Source organism: Actinoplanes philippinensis (genome assembly GCF_900113015.1).
GTDB lineage: Bacteria > Actinomycetota > Actinomycetes > Mycobacteriales > Micromonosporaceae > Actinoplanes > Actinoplanes philippinensis.
Genome location: NZ_FONV01000011.1, coordinates 95,729 through 113,751 on the forward strand (window position 1 = coordinate 95,729; position 18,023 = coordinate 113,751).

The 18,023-nt window shown below is 72.6% G+C and carries 15 protein-coding genes and 1 pseudogene; 8 read left to right on the plus strand and 8 right to left on the minus strand.

Translation table 11 applies throughout. The annotated features are described in order from the left end of the window. Positions 1-279: 279 nt before the first annotated feature. The 4 genes and pseudogenes from BM290_RS28645 to BM290_RS28660 form a co-directional block, all read right to left on the minus strand. A pseudogene (locus BM290_RS28645) lies at positions 280-1,194 on the minus strand (arginase family protein); the annotation flags it as partial. 29 nt (positions 1,195-1,223) lie between these two features. Beyond that, entirely contained in the window at positions 1,224-2,174 is a 951-nt protein-coding gene (locus tag BM290_RS28650) for a tetratricopeptide repeat protein (protein ID WP_093619020.1), read from the minus strand. A 122-nt stretch (positions 2,175-2,296) separates the two neighbouring features. Next, on the minus strand, positions 2,297-3,970 hold the full coding sequence (gene icmA / locus BM290_RS28655; protein WP_093619021.1) for a coenzyme B12-dependent isobutyryl-CoA mutase large subunit: 1,674 nt from the start codon (positions 3,968-3,970) through the stop codon (positions 2,297-2,299). A 167-nt stretch (positions 3,971-4,137) separates the two neighbouring features. Next, the gene (locus BM290_RS28660) at positions 4,138-5,340 is read right to left on the minus strand and encodes an FAD-dependent oxidoreductase (protein WP_093619022.1); all 1,203 of its coding nucleotides are present in this window, start codon (positions 5,338-5,340) and stop codon (positions 4,138-4,140) included. A gap of 53 nt (positions 5,341-5,393) precedes the next feature. On the opposite strand from BM290_RS28660, the gene BM290_RS28665 reads away from it, so the two are divergent. After that, a complete protein-coding gene (locus BM290_RS28665) occupies positions 5,394-5,975 on the plus strand; it encodes a PadR family transcriptional regulator (RefSeq protein WP_093619023.1) in 582 nt (193 codons plus the stop codon). Here BM290_RS28665 and meaB read toward each other — a convergent pair. Continuing rightward, the gene (gene meaB, locus BM290_RS28670) at positions 5,972-6,979 is read right to left on the minus strand and encodes a methylmalonyl Co-A mutase-associated GTPase MeaB (RefSeq protein ID WP_093619024.1); all 1,008 of its coding nucleotides are present in this window, start codon (positions 6,977-6,979) and stop codon (positions 5,972-5,974) included. The two genes, BM290_RS28665 and meaB, sit on opposite strands and share 4 nt — an antisense overlap. Continuing rightward, positions 6,976-8,160, minus strand: a complete 1,185-nt coding sequence (locus tag BM290_RS28675) for an acetyl-CoA C-acetyltransferase (protein ID WP_093619025.1) — start codon at positions 8,158-8,160, stop codon at positions 6,976-6,978. The genes meaB and BM290_RS28675 overlap by 4 nt, the downstream gene beginning before the upstream one ends. Positions 8,161-8,241: 81 nt before the next feature. Here BM290_RS28675 and mce point away from each other — a divergent pair, with 81 nt between their 5' ends. The 4 genes from mce (at position 8,242) to BM290_RS28695 (ending at position 13,203) form a co-directional block, all read left to right on the plus strand. Continuing rightward, positions 8,242-8,769 carry a methylmalonyl-CoA epimerase gene (mce, locus tag BM290_RS28680; RefSeq protein WP_093619026.1) on the plus strand — a complete coding sequence of 176 codons (528 nt, stop codon included), beginning with the start codon at positions 8,242-8,244 and terminating at the stop codon, positions 8,767-8,769. 279 nt (positions 8,770-9,048) lie between these two features. Further along, entirely contained in the window at positions 9,049-10,368 is a 1,320-nt protein-coding gene (locus BM290_RS28685) for a coiled-coil domain-containing protein (protein WP_093619027.1), read from the plus strand. 232 nt (positions 10,369-10,600) lie between these two features. Next, positions 10,601-12,022, plus strand: coding sequence for a Laminin subunit beta-1 (locus tag BM290_RS28690; protein WP_239143775.1), 1,422 nt, complete (start codon positions 10,601-10,603; stop codon positions 12,020-12,022). Between the two features lie 80 nt (positions 12,023-12,102). Further along, positions 12,103-13,203 (plus strand): AI-2E family transporter, encoded by a 1,101-nt coding sequence (locus tag BM290_RS28695; RefSeq protein WP_093619029.1) that lies wholly within the window; start codon positions 12,103-12,105, stop codon positions 13,201-13,203. Here the strand turns inward: BM290_RS28695 and BM290_RS28700 are convergent. Both BM290_RS28700 and BM290_RS28705 read right to left on the minus strand, forming a co-directional pair. Then, entirely contained in the window at positions 13,200-13,979 is a 780-nt protein-coding gene (locus BM290_RS28700) for an alpha/beta hydrolase (protein ID WP_093619030.1), read from the minus strand. The genes BM290_RS28695 and BM290_RS28700 overlap by 4 nt on opposite strands. 10 nt (positions 13,980-13,989) lie before the next feature. After that, positions 13,990-14,316 (minus strand): hypothetical protein, encoded by a 327-nt coding sequence (locus tag BM290_RS28705; protein WP_093619031.1) that lies wholly within the window; start codon positions 14,314-14,316, stop codon positions 13,990-13,992. A gap of 53 nt (positions 14,317-14,369) precedes the next feature. Here BM290_RS28705 and BM290_RS28710 point away from each other — a divergent pair, with 53 nt between their 5' ends. The 3 genes from BM290_RS28710 to BM290_RS28720 are packed head-to-tail and all read left to right on the plus strand — an operon-like array spanning position 14,370 to position 18,015. Then, entirely contained in the window at positions 14,370-15,863 is a 1,494-nt protein-coding gene (locus tag BM290_RS28710; RefSeq protein WP_093619032.1) for an aldehyde dehydrogenase family protein, read from the plus strand. A 17-nt stretch (positions 15,864-15,880) separates the two neighbouring features. Beyond that, a complete protein-coding gene (locus tag BM290_RS28715) occupies positions 15,881-16,531 on the plus strand; it encodes an ABC transporter ATP-binding protein (protein WP_093619033.1) in 651 nt (216 codons plus the stop codon). Then, positions 16,528-18,015 (plus strand): DUF6297 family protein, encoded by a 1,488-nt coding sequence (locus BM290_RS28720; protein ID WP_093619034.1) that lies wholly within the window; start codon positions 16,528-16,530, stop codon positions 18,013-18,015. Before BM290_RS28715 ends, BM290_RS28720 begins: the two co-directional genes overlap by 4 nt. Positions 18,016-18,023: the final 8 nt, after the last annotated feature.

Genomic DNA, 18,023 nt, shown 5'->3' on the forward strand with positions numbered 1-18,023 from the left:
GGCGGCGAGGCCGGCGGAGGAGGCCGAGGCTGCGGGGCCGATGGACGAGGCCGAGGCCGCAAGGTCGGCGGAGGAAGCCGAGGCCGCGAGGTCGGTGGACGGTGCCGTGGCTGCCGAGCCGGCGGACGAGGTCGTGGCGGCCGGGCCGCCGGATGCGGCCGGGCGGGACAGACGGCCGGCCGACGGGGAGAGCCGGTCCGAGGGGCGGGAGAGGCGGTCGGCCGGGCGGCTGGATGGCTTGTCGAGATCGCGGCGGGCCGCGGCCAGGTCGGGGCGCAGGGGTGTGGTGCGGACCGGGGAGAGACCGCTGACCACAGCGGAGGTGATCTCGGACGCGTAGCGGCCGTCCGGGTCGTAGTCCGGGTCGAAGACGGTGATCTCGACGCCCAGGCAGTGCGGCGACTCGACCAGGCCGGTGAGCAGGAGCTCCAGCTCGGGGAAGGCGATGCCACCGGGATCGGGCGCGTCGACGGCCGGCATGACGGCCGGGTCGAGGACGTCCACGTCGACGTGCACCCAGTAACCGGCGCAGTCGACGAGCTGGTCGCGGGCCCACTGGGCGCTGCGGGCGGCGCCCTCGGCGCGCAGGGCCGGGACCGGGCGGGTGACGATGCCGGCGGCCTGGAGGTCGAGACGGTACTCATCCTGGGCGCGGATGCCGAGGACGACCACGTCGATGTCGCGGAAGTACGGCCGGCGGGACTCGATCGCCGCCAGGTCGGCCTGGCCGCGGCCGGTGACGAGCGCCAGATCCTCGCCGGCGGCGGCGCCGACGTAGGACGCGTTGCCGGGGTGCCGGAAGTCGGAGTGGCCGTCGACGAAGACCAGGCCGATCCGCCCGCCGACCGCGTCACCGAGGCGGTGCATGGCGATGCCGGAACCGATCAGTATCGAGCAGTCGCCGCCGAGGACCACCGGGAACTCGCCGCCGTCGATGATCGCGCCGATCCGGTCGGCGAGCGCGCGGGAGTAGGCCGCGATCTCGGCGGCGTGGGCGACCCCGTCGCCGGGACGCCAGTCGCCCGGGTCATACCGCGGCGGGGTGAGGCAGCCCGCGTCACGGGCGCCGAGCTTGGTGAGCAGACCCTGGTCGCGGAGGGCGCCGGGCGCCTTGGCGCAGCCCGGCACCGACGTCGCCGTCGGCGGGCGCAGGCCGAGATTGGACGGTGCGTCCAGAACGGCGATGCGGCGCACGACGCCCCCCTTCGTTGAGAAGCCGCAGCTTAGAAGAGTGCGCTGGCCAGCGCACGTCTTGCGCCGGCGACCGCGGGGTCGTCCGGCCCGGCGACGGCGAACAGCGACAGCAGATGCTTACGCACCGCGTCACGGTCGTCACCGGCCGTCTTCCTGATCAGGGCGATCAGCCGCGCATACGCCTCGGCGGCCTGCCCGCTGAGCACCTCGATGTCGGCGGCGAGCCGCTGCGCCTCGACGTCGTCAGGGTCCGACCCGGCCTTGGCCAGGGCGGCCGACGGGTCGACGCCGGCGATCCGCCGGTACAGCTCCACCTGGGCCAGGCCGGACTCGGCGGCCGCGTCGGCGGGCGACTCGGCGAGGATCTTCCGATACGCCGCCTCGGCCGCATCCAGGTCACCGGTCATCAGAGCGTCGTCGGCGGCGTCGAGGCGCGGGTCCTCGGGGGCCGCCACACTGACACCGGCCGCCTTGAGAACGGCATCGACATACTGCCGGACCTGGCTCTCGCCGAGGACGCCACTGAAGCCCTCGACCGGCTGGCCACCGATCAGCGCCGTCACCTGCGGGATGCCCTGCACGCGGAAGACCTGCGCGAGACGCGGGTTCTCATCCACATTGACCTTGCCGAGGATCCACGAGCCGCCATACTCCACGGCCAGCTTCTCGAGCACCGGTGAGAGCTTCTTGCAGGGCTCGCACCAGTCGGCCCAGAAGTCCAGCAGGATCGGCGTGGTCAGGGACCGCTCCAGAACGGACTGGAAATCGGCCTCGGTGACATCGATGATCACATCCGGGGTGACCCCGGGAATGGCGCCGGGCACCGAGCCCGGAACGGCGCCGGGAACCTCACCGGCCGGCGCGGCCGGGGCGGCGGGACGGCTCGGCGCGGCCGGTTTGGCCGGCGCCGAGGGGCGCAGCGCGCTGAGATCGACCGCGCCGCGGGTGAAGATCGACGGAGTGGTCCGTGGGTCGCTCATGGTTACCTAGTCTCGCACGCTGTCACGCCTGTTCGCGCCGCCACCAGGCCGCCGATATCGGACGTCACAACCCGTCCACGCCCCGCCGCCGGGCGACCCCACGGCGGCGGGGAACGGACGGCTCAGAAGCGCGGCGGCTCCCGGTAGATGCCCCACTCGGACTTGAGGACGCCGCAGATCTCGCCGAGGGTGGCTTCGGCCCGGGCGGCGTCGAGCATGGCGGGGATCATGTTCTCCCCGGTACGGGCCACCGTGATCAGGTGTTCCAGGGCGGCTTTCACCCGTACCCCGTCGCGGTTGTCCTTGCGGCCTGTCAGGTCGCGGACCTGGACCTTCTCGACCTCGTGGGACACCCGGAGGATCTCCAGGTCCTTGGCGACCGTGCCGGTGTGCGCGTTGACGCCGACGACCTTCTTCGCGTTCTTCTCCAGCGCCTGCTGGTACGCGAAGGCGGCCTCGGCGATGTGCGAGGTGAACCACCCGTCCTCGATGCCACGCAGGATGCCCGCGGTGATGCTGCCGTCGTGCCCGAGCTCACGGATCCGGGTGAAGATCTCCTCGGCCTCGGCCTCGATGCGGTCGGTGAGGGCCTCCACATACCACGATCCGCCGAGCGGGTCGGCCACGTTGACCACCCCGGTCTCCTCCATGAGCACCTGCTGGGTGCGCAGGGCGATCTCGGCGGACTCGTCGGTGGGCAGGGCGAGGGTCTCGTCGAGGGCGTTGGTGTGCAGCGAGTTGGTGCCGCCGAGCACCGCGGCCAGGGCCTCGACAGCGGTCCGCACGACATTGTTGACCGGCTGCTGGGCGGTCAGCGAGACACCGGCGGTCTGGGTGTGAAACCGCAGCCACAGTGCTTTCTCACTGGTGGCGCCGTAGTCGTCGCGCAGGTGCCGGGCCCAGATGCGGCGGGCGGCGCGGAACTTGGCGATTTCCTCGAAGAAGTCGACGTGCGCGTCGAAGAAGAAGCTCAGGCCGGGCGCGAACGTGTTGACGTCGAGGCCGCGGGACAGGCCGAGCTCGACATACCCGAAACCGTCGGCCAGCGTGTACGCCAGCTCCTGTGCGGCGGTCGAGCCGGCCTCCCGGATGTGGTAGCCGCTGACCGACAGTGGCTTGTAGCGCGGGATCTCCCGGGCGCAGTACTCCATGAGGTCGCCGATCAGGCGCAGGTGCGGCTCGGGGGCGAAGAGCCACTCCTTCTGCGCGATGTACTCCTTGAAGATGTCGGTCTGCAGCGTCCCGTCCAGACGGGAGAGGTCGGCGCCCTGCCGCTCGGCCGCCACCAGATACATGCAGAAGACCGGCACGGCCGGGCCCGAGATGGTCATGCTGGTCGTGACGTCCTGCAGCGGGATGCCCTCGAAGAGCACGTCCATGTCGGCGGCCGAGTCGATGGCGACACCGCAGTGGCCGACCTCGCCGAGCGCCTCGGGCTCGTCGGAGTCGCGGCCCATCAGGGTGGGCATGTCGAAGGCGACGCTGAGCCCGCCACCGCCGGCGGCCAGGATCATCTTGTAGCGCTCGTTGGTCTGCCGCGCGTTGCCGAAGCCGGCGAACTGGCGGATCGTCCAGGTCCGCCCGCGGTAGCCGGTGGGGTGCAGCCCTCGGGTGAACGGGAACTCGCCGGGCCATCCGATCCGCTCGAAGCCGGGGTAGGCGATGCCCTCGGGTGGCCCGTAGACCGGTTCCACCGTCGCCCCGGAGAGCGTGGTGAAGTCGGCGTCCCGCTTGCGGGCCGCATCGTAGCGTCGTTGCCAGCGCTCCCGGCCGGCGTGGATCTCGGCTGCATCCATACCTGCCATGTTAGATCAGAACTGAACGATCGCTAAGGATTCTTCAGGTCGCTCACAGCAAGGGTTTTCCCCGTTGCCGCCCGGCCGGACCGGAAACCAGAGTTGGCGGCAGGCAGTTCCCCTCCGGGCCCCGGTGGCGCCCGCCAACGCCGCCGGGGCCTCACCACTCACCGCGGCGCCCGCGCGAGCACCGGCACCCGGTGCTCGAAGATCCACGCCTGCGGGTCCCCGCGCCGGTGCAGCATCCGCATCACCAACGGCGTCATCGCGTCCCGGATCGCCGCGCCGACCGGCCCGGCCACCTTCGTGCTGCTGCTGCGGCGCCCGTGCGCGACCACCTTCTCCACCCGCGGACGGCGCGCCGCCTCGTACGCGGCCAGCGCCGCCTGGTCCCGGTGCTCGCGCAGGCTGTGGCCGAGGACCACGGCGTCCTCCAGCGCCATCGACGCGCCCTGCCCGGACGACGGCGCGACGGCGTGGGCAGCGTCGCCGGCCAGCACCATCCGGTCGTCGTGCCAGACCGGCACCCGGGGCAGGTCGCGGGTGCTCCACGGGCCGAGGATCTCGCCGGTGGCCCGGATCAGGTCACCGCCCGGCTCACCCTCGAACAGCCCCAGCAGATGGGCCCGCCAGCTCTCGGCGGTGAACTCGCCGGGCTCGACCGGACGCTTGCGCGGCGGGTTGGCGAACCACCAGACCCGGCCGTCCGGAGCGGCGGCCCAGCCGAAGAAGGCCTTCCGGCCGAACGACATCTGCATGACCCCGGGCGGCGGGACCAGCGCGGGATCCACCGGGGCGTCGGTGAAACCCCCGGTGTCGAGCAGGCCGAGGAAGTGCGGCGCCGGCGAGGACGGATCCATGGCGGTACGGGTACGCGAGTTCAGCCCGTCGGCGCCGACCAGCAGGTCGCCGGTGGCGGCGCGGCCGTTGGCGAACTCCGCGGTGACGCCGTGCGGGCCGGAGCGGGCGGTGACGAGGCGGTGGCCGTACACGATCTCGATCCCCTGCCGCTCGGCCTCGGCCCGCAGCGCCGCGTAGAGGTCGGCCCGCCGGATCGTGGTGGTGACCGTGCCGTCCGGCGTGGGGCCGCCGAGCGGCAACTCGGCCAGCAGCCGGCCGGACGCGCGGCGCAGCGCGAGCCGCGGGGTGGCGAACCCGCGCGCCAGCACGACGGCCGGGTCGGCGCCGAGGGACCGCAGCGCGTTCACCCCGTTCACCGCGATGGTCACGAAGACCCCGCGCTCGGCGTCGCCCGGTCCGTGGGCCTCGTGGATCACCGGGCGACGGCCGGCGATCCGGAGGGCGATGGCGGCGGCGGTCCCGGCGATGCCGCCACCGATGACGATGGCATCCAGCTCTCGTGTAGTCATAGAATGACTATTGATGACATGACTAAGAACCGTCAACCCCTAAGCTGAGCCGCATGAAGCGGTCTCCCCTGGCGATGGTTCTGCTGGCACTACTGGTGGAGGCGCCGATGCACCCGTACCGGATGCAGCAGGTGATCAGGGAGCGCGGTCAGGACCAGCTGGTCAACGTCGCGCAGCGCAACAGCGTCTACCAAACCCTCGATCGATTGGTACGGGAGGGACTGGCCCGCCCCGGCGGCACCACCCGGGAGGCCGGCCGCCCAGAACGGACCGTCTACGAGATCACCGAGGAGGGCGCCGCCAGCCTGCGCCGCTGGCTGCTCGAGATGCTGCCGGAGCCGGCCCGCGAGTTCCCGGAGTTCCCGGTGGCGCTGGCGTTCCTGCCGATGCTCACTCCGGCCGAGACACGGGAGCTGCTGGAACGCCGCGTCGAGAAGCTGGCCGAGCGGGCCGGGGCCATCGACGCGCAGGCCCCGCCCGGCCTGCCCCGGCTGTTCCTGATCGAGGACGAGTACCGGGCGAGCATGCTGCGCGCCGAGATCGGGTGGTTGCGCGCCCTCATCGCCGAGCTCGACGAGGGCACGCTCGACTGGGACCGCACGCTCATCGAGGAGACGCTGGCCCGTTTCGGTTAGAGGCTCGCCAGCAGCTCCGCGGCGGCGGCGTGCGGGTCGATCTCACCGCTCGCCACCCGGGCGGCGAGGGCCGGCAGCGCCGTGCCGCCGCGCAGGTCGCCCATCCGGGCCCGCAGCGTGCCCAGCGCCAGCGCCGAGATCTCCGCCGACGCCCGGTGCTCCCGGCGGCGCTGCAGGTTGCCGGTGCTCTCCAGCCACTCGCGGTGCTTGCCGATGGCGGCCACCACGTCGTCGATGCCCTCGTTCCGGGCGGCGACCGCACGGACCACCTGGGGCCGCCACTCGCCCGGGGCACGCTCCCCGAGCGCGAGCATGCCCTGGATGTCACGGTAGGTGGCGTCGGCGCCGGGCCGGTCCGCCTTGTTGATCACGAAGACGTCGGCGATCTCCAGCACACCCGCCTTCACCGCCTGGATAGCGTCGCCCATCCCGGGAGCGAGCAGCACCAGCGTGGTGTCGGCGAGGGAGGCGATCTCCACCTCGGCCTGGCCCACACCGACCGTCTCGACCAGGATCACGTCACAGCCGGCGCCCTCCAGCACCCGGACCGCCTGCGGTGTCGCCGCCGACAGGCCGCCGAGCTGCCCGCGGCTGGACATCGAGCGGATGTAGACCCCGGAGTCGGCGGTGTGGTCCTGCATCCGGATCCGGTCGCCCAGGATGGCGCCGCCGGTGAACGGGCTGGACGGGTCGACGGCCAGCACGCCGACCCGGCTCCCCGTCTCACGCAGGGCGCGGACCAGCTCGTTCGTCGTGGTGGACTTGCCGACCCCGGGCGCGCCGGTGAGGCCGACGACCTGGGCCCGGCCGGCGTGCGACGCCATCGCGGCGGCCACCTCGGGCAGAGCGGGATCGTCGTTCTCGACCAGGCTGATCAACCGCGCCACGGACCGGGCGTCGCCCTCCCGGGCCTTGGCGACCAGGGAGGGCACGTCACGGGACCGCCGGCCGCCGCCCACCGCGGGAGACGCGGCGGCGCCGGCCGGGGACGACGAAACCGTCACGCCGCGGGGACCTTGATGATCAGGGCGTCGCCCTGGCCGCCACCGCCGCACAGGCCGGCCGCGCCGAGGCCGCCGCCGCGCCGCTTCAGCTCGAGCGCCAGGGTCAGCACCAGGCGGGCGCCGGACATGCCGATCGGGTGGCCGAGGGCGATCGCGCCACCGTTCACGTTCACGATCGACTCGTCGACCTTGAGCTCGCGGGCGGACTGGATGACCACCTGGGCGAACGCCTCGTTGATCTCGATCAGGTCGAGGTCCTCGACGGAGAGGCGGGCCTTGTCGAGCGCGTGCTTGATGGCGTTGGCCGGCTGGGACTGCAGCGAGCTGTCCGGCCCGGCCACGTTGCCGTGCGACACGATCTCGGCGAGCCAGGTCAGCCCCAGCTCCTCGGCCTTGGCCCGGCTCATCACGACCACGGCGGCGGCGCCGTCGGAGATCGGCGAGGAGCTGGCGGCGGTGATCGTGCCGTCCGGGGTGAAGGCGGGGCGCAGCCGGGCCAGCGACTCCCCGGTGGTGTCGGGGCGGACGCCCTCGTCGCCGTCGATCGGCCCGGTGGCGTTGCGCCCGCCGGCCGGGACCGGCGCGATCTCCTCGGCGAACCGGCCGTCCCGCTGGGCGGCGGCGGCCCGCTGGTGGCTCTGCGCGGCGAACGCGTCCTGCTCCTGGCGGGTGATGCCGAAGCGGGCGCCACTGGCCTCGGTGGACTCTCCCATCGAGATGCCCGCCCAGGGGTCCATCAGGCCGTCGAACGCGGTGTGGTCTCGCACCAGCACGTCACCGAACTTACGGCCCGCGCGCTGGTCGGTCAGCAGATGCGGCGCATTGGTCATCGACTCCATGCCGCCGGCCACCACGATGTCGAACTCGCCGGCCCGGATCAGCTGGTCGGCCAGGGCGATCGCGTCGAGGCCGGAGAGGCACACCTTGTTGACGGTGAGCGCGGGCACGGACATCGGGATGCCCGCGGCGACGGCGGCCTGGCGGGCCGGGATCTGGCCGCAGCCGGCCTGCAGGACCTGGCCCATGATCACGTACTGGACGCGCCCGGGCTCGACGCCGGCCCGGCTCAGGGCGGCCGCGATGGCGTGCCCGCCGAGGGCGGTGGCGGGCAGGTGCTTGAGGTTTCCGAGGAGGCGCCCCATCGGGGTCCGGGCGCCGCTGACGATGACGGAGCTGGTCACGGTCGTGATCCGATCTGCGGGACCGGGCGGGGGAGACACCCGGAGTGGCCTTAACGATGGGTCAGGTCCGAGACTAGCCCCATGACCGACGACACATCGAGCGGCACGACGGCCGAGAATGTCACAGTGAACCCTCTGCAGCCCGGCGGCGGGCCGGCGGGCCCACGCCACGCCGGGGAAGGCGCCTTCTCCGATGTCGGCCTGCTCCGGATCGACCACGTGGGAATCGCGGTGGCCGATCTCGACGAAGCGCTGCGCTTCTATGCCGAGACCTTCGGTTTGCACTGTGTGCATCAAGAGACGAACGAGGAGCAGGGCGTCCGGGAGGCGATGCTCGCGGTCGGCGACGGCGCCGGTCCGCGGCTCCAGCTGCTGGCCCCGGCGCGGCCCGGCTCGGCGATCGCCAGGTTCCTCGACCGCAGCGGTCCCGGCCTGCAGCAACTCGCCTACACGGTGGCCGACGTGGAGGCCGCGGCGGCCGCTCTGCGAGCCCGGGGCCTGAGGCTGCTCTACGACACGCCGAAACGGGGCACCGCGGGCTCACGCATCAACTTCGTGCATCCCAAGGACGCCGGCGGGGTGCTGGTGGAGCTGGTGGAGCCGGTGTGAGGCGTACCTCGCACGGGTGAATCGACCTGACGCGGACCCGCCCGCCTGGCAGGATCGGGGCCATTGAGCAGGGCCGACGACCGCGGCCACCGGACCGGAATCCCCCGAAGCCCCGAGTGGGCAGGTGACAGCGGGACGACGCGGGGCCGACCGGTGAGCCGACGGTCCTCCCCGAACGGCCCGGGGGCGGTCTGCGCTCCAGGTCGAAGCTGATCTACGATGCGGTCCGGATGCCCATCGGCTCTTGCATGTCCGATTCCTCTTCGCCAGGATGGCGCAATGCCCCAGCAGCAGGATCAGAACCTGGCCTTCTTCGAGACCGCCAACTCGCAGCACGATTTCACGGTCGTCCTGCGCGGTTACGACCGCCACCAGGTCGACGGACACATCGGCCGGCTGCTCGCCGCGCTGAACCAGTCCGAGGCTGCCCGCGGCGAGGCCGAGCAGCGGATGAACGACGCACAGCGTCGCCTGCGCCAGGCCGAGCAGCGGCTGAACGCGCTCGAGCAGAAACTGGCCGACAGCAACAAGCTGCTGGAGGAGAACAACAGGCCGACGCTCTCCGGGCTGGGCACCCGGGTGGAGCAGATCCTGCGGCTCGCCGAGGAACAGGCGAACGATCACCGGAACGAGGCGAAGCGGGAGTCCGAGGGCATTCTCTCCGCGGCTCGTCTCGAGGCCCGGGAGATCACCGACAAGGCGCGTGCCGAGGCCGCCGCCATGAAGGCGACCGCCGAGCGTGAGGCCGGCCAGGTCCGCACGCACGCCGAGCGGGAAGCCGCGGAGACCCGGGTGCAGGCCCGGCGCGAGGCCGACACGCTGCGGTCCGACGCCGACCGCGAGACCAAGCAGCTGCGGACCGTCACGGCGCACGAGGTCGCCGAGCTGAAATCGACCGTGGAGCGTGAGGTCGCGTCGCTGCGGGCCACCGCCGAGCGGGAGATCACCCAGGCCCGCGCCAAGGCCGGCCGCGAGGCCGAGGAGAAGCGCGCCGAGGCCACCAAGCTGCTCAGCGACGCCCGCGACAAGCGCGAGAAGGACCTGCAGTCGCTGGCCCTGGAGATCGCCGAGCGCCGGGAGAAGGCCGAGGCCGAGGAGTCGCAGCGGCACGCCGCGCAGGTCGCCGCCACCCAGAAGATGGTGGCCGAGGCCGAGGAGCGGGCCCGCGCCGCCGAGGACCGGTCGAAGGAGATCGAGCAGCGCGCCGAGAGCCGCCGGATCGAGTCCGAGCGTCACTCGTCCGAGACCGTGGAGAAGGCCCGGGCGCTGGCCGACAAGACCGTCACCGAGGCCCGCCAGGAGGCGAACCGTCTGCTCAGCGAGGCCCGCCAGGAGGCCGAGCTGACCACCCAGGCGGCCCGCCGCGAGGTGGAGGACCTGACCCGTCAGAAGGACGCCGTCACCAACCAGCTCGGGCAGATGCTCTCCGGCCTGTCCGGCCTGGTGCCGGGCGTCGGTGGCGCCGCCGCGCCGGCCGCCGCAGCCGCTGTGGCCGCCGCCGCCCCCAAGCCCGCCGACGCCCCTGTTCAGCGGGCTCCCGAGCAGGACGAGGCGGAGGAGACCGCGGACGAGCCGGTGGCCGCCAAGACGAATTCCTGAGCCGAGAGCCTCGTCTCTCTCCGGTTGCGGAGCCGCCGCGAGTGCGCGACGGTTGACAGGGGCCGGCATTCGATGACGAAATCAGGCCGTATCGGAGTTTCTCCGGTACGGCCTGACTCGTTTCGCGCTTGCCTGGGTTTATCGAGCCGAGGTCAGACAGATCACAACTACCCGCATCGTCTCTGCCAAACCGGTGTGTATCGACACGCCACGGGACGATGCGTATGTGAGGATGGAAAGCATGTCGCACGGCGGTGAAATTCTCGGTCTCGGCGGAGATTCGGCCACCGAACCCAGCTTCGAGACCGCCCTGCGGGGTTACGAGCGCAAGCAGGTCGAGCGATACGTCACCCGGGCGGAGAACGAGATCGCCGCCCTCCTCGCCGACCGCGAGCAGGCCTACTCGCAGATGCAGGCGATGACGGCTCAGATAAAGGGCCTGCAGGCGGAGCTGAGTCAGGCGCGGCGTGACTCCGGGATAAGCGGCGAGGTGTCGTTCCGGCACCTGGGCCCGCGGGTCGAGCAGATCCTGGCGCTGGCCGAGGAGCAGGCCGAGGCGATCAAGGCCTCCGCGACCGACGACATCGCCTCCCGCCTGGCCGAGGCCGAGCGGATCCGGGCCGAGGCCGAGGCGCACGCCCACAACGGCATCCGCGACTTCGAGATCGCCCTGGCCGCGCGCCGCGCCGAGGAGGAGAAGGCCGACGCCGCGAAGCGGGCCGCCTCCGACAAGGCGCTCGCCGCCGCCCGCCAGGCCGGCGAGCAGATGCGCAAGGAGGCCGAGGCGGTCCTGGCCCGCTCCCGCAACGAGGGCAAGCACCTGGTCGACCAGGCCACCCAGGACGCCGCACGGGCGCGGGCCGAGGTGGACGGCTACGTGCAGTCCACCCGCGTGCAGGCCGAGCAGGAGATCAAGGCGCTGCGGGACAAGACCGCCCAGGAGGTCGCCGCGCAGCGGGCCGAGGCCGAGCGGGAGCTGGCCGACCTGAAGGCGTCCGTCGAGCACGAGCTGGCGCTGCGCCGGCACTCGGTGATCGAGGAGCTGGGCCAGATGCGGGCCGGCGTCGAGAAGCAGTGCGCCGACCTGCGCAGCGAGGCCGACAAGTATGCCGAGGAGGTCCTCCGGCGTTCGGACGACCAGGCGACGGCCGTCCGCAAGGAGATCGCCGCCCAGCAGGAGAAGATCGCCCAGGCCGGGCGCGAGCTGGAGGCCGCCACCGCCGAGGTGGCGCAGGCCGAGCAGCGCCGGGTGGCGGCCCTGGAGCAGGCGCAGGCCGCCGAGACCGAGGCCGAGCGGGTCCGCCAGCGTCTCGCCGAGACCCAGCAGCAGCTGGAGTCGGAGCTGAAGCGGGTGTCCGAGGCGCAGCGCGCCGGTGAGGCCGCCGAGCGGCACGCCGCCGAGGTCCGCCGCCAGGTGCAGAAAGAGGCGAAACGGGTGGCGGAGCTGGCCGCGGCAGCGGTGCTGGCGGCCGCCGCCGACCCGGAGGAGCAGGAGAAGCCGGCGGAGAAGCCGGAGCCGGCGCCGGTGGCGGTCCAGCCGCAGCCGGCGGCGGTCCAGTCGCAGCCGGCGGCCGAGAAGCAGACCGGCAAGGTGACCGCCTCGGCGAAGGTCACCGTGCCGCAGCCCACCCGGGTGCCCGCCGACGCGGAGTGACATCAGGGTTGTTCCCGGTGGTGGGCCGCGCTCGGCGGCGATAGCCTCCGATCGCTGGATCAGGTGATCGAGGAGGTCCGATGTCCGCCGAGCCGCCCGTCGAGGAGGAGCCACCGGAGGAGACGCCGGAGAAGCCGTACGGCGAACCCGGGCCGCCACTGAACCGGCGTAACCCGTTCCTGCTCGGCTTCCTCTTCGGGCTCGGCGTGATCGTGGCGTACGCGCTGTTCCTCGGGGTGCGCAACGCCGCCTCGATGCTTGTCCTGATCTTCATCGCGCTGTTCCTGGCGATCGGCCTCAACCCGGCGGTGACCCGGCTGCGCCGCTGGGGGCTGCGCCGGGGCGCGGCGGTCGCGGTGGTGGCGCTCACCGTGGTCGGGTTGCTGGTCGGCGGCATCGTGGCTCTGATCCCGCCGCTGGTCACCCAGACCACCGAGCTGATCAACAACGCGCCGGACGTGGTGGAGAGCCTGCGCCGCAGCCAGACCGTCAACGAGCTGGTGCAGCGCTACGACATCGCGAACCGGGTGCAGGGCGCGGTGAACGCCGGGACGATCACGAACGCCCTGGGTGGCGTCGTCGGCGGGGCCCGGCTGCTGTTCGGCACGATCTTCAACATCCTGACCGTGCTGGTGCTGACGATCTACTTCATGGCCTCGTTCGAGCGGATCAAGGCGACCGGGTATCGCCTGGTCCCGGCCTCTCGGCGGGAGCGGGTGTCGCTGCTCACCGACGAGATCCTGACCAAGGTCGGGGCGTACATGGTGGGTGCGCTGGCGATCGCGGTGCTGGCCGGGATGAGCACCTTCGCGCTGGCACTGGCGCTGGGGCTGGCGTACCCCTTCGCCCTGGCCGTCGTGGTCGCGGTCTGCGACCTGATCCCGCAGATCGGCGCCACCCTCGGCGCGGTGGTCGTCAGCCTCGTCGGGCTGGCCTCGTCACTGACCGACGGGATCGCCTGCCTGGTGTTCTTCCTGGTCTACCAGCAGATCGAGAACTATCTGATCTACCCGCGGGTGATGCGCCGCTCGGTCCGGGTCAGTGACGTGGCGGCGCTGGTGGCGGCCCTGCTCGGGGTCGGCCTGTTCGGCGTGATCGGCGCGCTGGTCGCGATCCCGATGGTGGCCGCCATCCAGCTGATCATGCGGGAGGTGACGTTGCCGAGCCTCGAGGAGCGTTAGATCTTGTCGAAGGCCGCGACCGTCCGGTCGGCATACGCGGTCGCGTCACCGGTCTCCATCGGGCCGTCCCAGGTCGTCGGCAGCGGGGTCGGCACCCCGGGGGCCACCCGGCGGACGATCTCGTCCAGCACCTTCTCGGCGTCACCGACCCACAGGTGCTTGGCGCCGGGCATCGGCACGACCTCCGCCTGCGGGATCGCGGCGAAACGCGCGGCAGCCTCGTCCGGACGCAGGTAGTCGTCGAACTCGGGGATCAGCGCGGTCACCGGCTTGCCGTCGGAGGCCCAGGCGGCCAGGTGCTCCGGCCGGGAGAACCGCAGCGGCGGGGAGAGCAGGATCGCGCCGGTGACGGCCGGGTCCAACCCGTACATCAGGGTCAGGTCGGTCCCGAACGACCAGCCCACCAGCCAGATGTCCGGCAGGTCGGCGAACTCCGCATACTCGATCGCGGCGGCCACGTCGAAACGCTCGTCGACCGCCTTCGCGAACGATCCGCCGCTGGTGCCGCGGACGCTGCTGGTGCCGCGGGTGTTGAAGCGCAGCACCGCGAGACCGGCCAGGGCGGGCAGCCGCCACGCCGCCTTGCGATAGACGTGACTGTCCATCATCCCGCCGTGGGTGGGCAGCGGGTGCAGGCAGACGAGGGTGGCCACCGGCTCACGGTCGAGCGGCCTGGCCAGCTCCCCGACGAGGGTGACGCCGTCCGCGGTGTGCAGCTCGATGTCCTCCCGGTGGGCCGGCAGGATCGAGTTGGCACGGATCTGGTTGTTGCTCATGAAGAGATTGTCACCCGTATCGGGGGGCGTTGCGCGAGCGCTCCACCCCGGGAGCACGCCGGTCACGGCCACGCCAGCAACCGGTGTGCCAGTGACGGCGGTCGGCCATGTCGCCCCAGCCGTCGGCCGGCCACGCCACCACGTGCGCCACCCCGGGGCGGATCTCCTGCAGGCAGCCGGGACACCGGTACGTCTTGACGGCCGCCGCGCCGAAGATGGAGCGCACCATCCACTCGCCGTCCTGCCATTGCTGGACGCGCTGCTCGGTGATCCCGGGACGGTCCGGGCTCGGCTCGTCGTCGGACGGGCGGCGGGGGCGGTTACGGCGGGGGCTCACGAGGTCAAGCGTACGTAGTGACTCGCCGGTAACAATCATCCTAGACTCGGGACATGACGGCGACTCACGTTCCCGGCCTCCCCGTGATCGATGACGGCTGGCTGATCTCCACCAACCCGGCCACCGGTGAGGAGGCCGGCCGCGTGCCGGTCGCCGACGAGAAGGCCGTCGTAGCGGCCGTCGAACGCGCCCGGGAGGCCGCCGTGTGGTGGCAGGGGCTCGGCTTCGACGGCCGGAAGACCCGGCTGCTGCGCTGGCGCTCCCTGATCGTCCAGCGGATCGACGAGCTGGCCGAGCTGGTCCGCTCCGAGTCCGGCAAGCCGCTGGCCGACGGCACGATCGAGGCGGTCGCCGCCGTCGAGCACCTGGACTGGGCGGCCCGCCACGCCAAGAAGGTGCTCGGTCCGCGCCGGGTGCGCACCCGCATCCTGGTCGCCGAGCACTCCGGCCACCTGGAGTACCAGCCGTACGGCGTGGTCGGCGTGATCGGCCCGTGGAACTATCCGATCGTCACTCCGGTCGGCCCGATCAGCGGCGCGCTGGCGGCCGGCAACGCCATCGTCTTCAAACCGAGTGAGTACACGCCTGTCGTCGGGCAGTGGCTGGCCGACACGTTCGCCGAGGTGGTCCCGGAGCACCCGGTGCTGCAGGCGGTGCACGGCCTCGGCGACGTCGGCGGGGCGCTGTGCCGGGCCGGGGTGAACAAGGTGGCGTTCACCGGCTCGACGGCCACCGCCAAGAAGGTGATGGCCGCCTGCGCGGAAAATCTGGTGCCGGTGGTGCTGGAGGCCGGTGGCAAGGACGCGCTGATCGTCGACGCGGACGCCGACGTGGCAGCCGCCGCCGAGGCCGCCGTCTGGGGCGCCATGACCAACGCCGGGCAGACCTGCATCGGCATCGAGCGGGTCTACGCGGTCGAGCCGGTCTACGACAGGTTCGTCGAGGCGGTCGTGGCCAAGGCGGGCAAGCTGCGCACCGGCGAGGAGATCGGCCCGATCACCATGCCCAAGCAGCTCGACATCATCCGCGACCACATCGAGGACGCGCTGGCCAAGGGCGGCAAGGCGGTGCTCGGCGGCGCCGGGGCGGTGCAGGCGCCGTTCGTCGCGCCGACGGTGCTGGTGGACGTTCCGGAGGACTCGTCGGAGATCCGCGAGGAGACCTTCGGGCCGACGCTGACGATCACCAGGGTGCGCGACGCCGACGAGGCCGTGCAGAAGGCCAACGACACGCCGTACGGCCTGGGCGGCTCGGTCTTCGGCAAGAAGAACGCGATCCGCATCGCCCGCCGGCTGCGGTCCGGGATGGTGGCCGTGAACGGGACGCTCACCTTCGTCGGCATGGGCAACCTGCCGTTCGGCGGGGTCGGCGAGTCCGGCTTCGGGCGCATCCACGGCGAGGACGGCCTGCGCGAGTTCGCCAGGGCCAAGGCGATCACCGTACGCCGCGGCCCGTCACTGCTGCCCGCGATGACCTTCGAACGCACGCCCGCGCAGGTCCAGCAGATCGTGAAGGCATTGCGCCTGCTGTACGGCCGCAAGCCCTAGCCGCTTAGGCTGGGTGAGTGGTTGATCACCCAGCGGTCGAGGTCGATGGTCTGCACGTGAGTTACGGCTCGACGCCGGTGCTGGTGGATGTGGGACTGACCGTCCCGGCCGGCGCCGGCGTCTGCGTGACCGGTGAGAACGGCATCGGCAAGTCCACACTGCTGCGCTGCGTGAGCAGTCTGCAGCAACCCGGCGCGGGCAGCGTCCGCGTCTTCGGCGCCGTGCCCGGCGACAGTCCCGGGTTCTGGCGGGCCGTCGCCACCACCGTCGAGCCACCGACCTGGTATCCGGGGCTCACCACCCGCGAGCACGCCGAGCTGGTGTGCCGGGCGCACGGCCAGGACCCGGACTCGTCCGGCATCGACGAGGCCCTCGACCGGTTCGGGCTGGCCGGGCACGCCGACGCGATCCCGCCGTCGCTGTCGTCCGGCCAGAAACAGCGGCTCACGCTGGCCCTGGTGCTGCTGCGGCCCAGCTCGCTGCTGATCCTGGACGAGCCGGAGCAGCGCCTCGACCCGGAGGGCCGGGCGATGGTCGCCGGGATGCTCGCCGACTATCTCGCCGGCGGCGGCTCGCTGCTGCTGGCCAGCCACGACGACAAGTTCGCGGCCGCCTCCGGCGCCGACCTGGTGTCGATGGAGCAGCTCACCGGGCCGGGCCCGGCATGACGGCGGCGGTCGTCGCGCTGCGGCCGGTCCGGCGCTGGATCCGCAAGGCGCAGGCCTCCCACCGGGACCGCGGCGACATGCTGACCACCGTCTACACGGTCGTCTTCTCGATCGCCGTGCTGTCGGTGATGGCGCAGGACACGCTGCGGGCCGTCTTCAGCCCGCTCGTGCCCCACCTCAGCGGTGTCGGCGCACTCGCCACGGCCGCCTGCAGCACCGGGCTGATCTTCCTGGCGCTGCGCCGGCTCGGACCGGTCTCGGTCACCCGCCCGGCCGCGTACTTCCTGCTCACCGCACCGGTCAGCCGGCCGAGACTGCTGGCGCCGTCACTGCTCGCCGCGGCTCTCGGTGCGGCCGTCGCCGGCGGCGCCGCGGCGTTCGGCATCCTCGGCAACACGGTCGCGGCCGGATCGATCCTCCTGGTGGCCACGGGCGCGCTCGCCGGCGTACTCCTGACGCTCCTGGCCTCTGCCGCGCAGTCGCGGCCGCGACTCGCCTCGCTCACCGACACCGTCGCCCGGATCGCGCTCGCCCTCGGCCTGGCCGGTCTGGTCGCCGAGGCGGTCGGCTGGACGCCGCCTGCCCTCGCGGGCGAAGCCGCGGCGTCCGTCGTGGTCACGGTCACCGGCGCCCTGGCGGTCCTCGCTCTGGCGGCGTTGCTTCTGGGGGTACGCGACCTCGCCCGCACACCCAACGACGCGATCCTGGAGTCCGCCAAGACCGCCGGGACACTCGCCGACTCGGTCTACGGGATCGAGCCGTCGTTCTTCGCCGAGATGCTGGAGCGCCGCTACTGGGCGTCCCGGCGGCTGCGCTCGGCCCGGCTCCCCCGCCGCCTGCCCCCGCTCACCGGCCAGGACCTGCTGCTCGCCCGGCGCCGCCCGGCCCGTCTGCTGTGGACCGCCGCGTCCACCGCCCTGCCGCTGCTGCTGATCTCGGTGCCCCGCTGGGTGCTGGTGATCGCCCTGCTCGCCGGGATGGTGATCGCGGCGAAGGCCACCACCGCCACGATCAAGACCGACGCCGGCAACCCGGTGCTGCTCCGTATGCTCGGCCTCACCTCACGCCAGGTGGTGCAGCAGCGGCTGTGGCTGCCGGCCGTCCTCGGCGCCGTCTGGGCCACGACCGCCCTCGGCCTGCTCCAGGCGGCCGGCGCGCTGCCGCCGGGCCCCTGGTGGGCGCTCGGCCCGGCCCTCGGCGCGATCGGCGGCGCCGTGGCCATCCGGGCGGCCCGGGCCGGTTTCGTCCGCAACGACCTGATCCCGATCGACACCCCGATGGGCTCGGTCCCGACCGGCCCGATCGTCTACGCCTTCGCCGGTGTGGACCTGCTGCTGCTCGCCCTCCCCACGGCGCTCCCCCTGCTCCAGCACCTGCCGGCCACCTGGACCACGGTCGCCGTCCAGACCGGCGCGGCGGCCCTGGGCATCCGCGCCTACCTCTCCTGGACCACCGATCCGGAGCGCGTCGGCCTCGCGAAGTGACGGCGAGT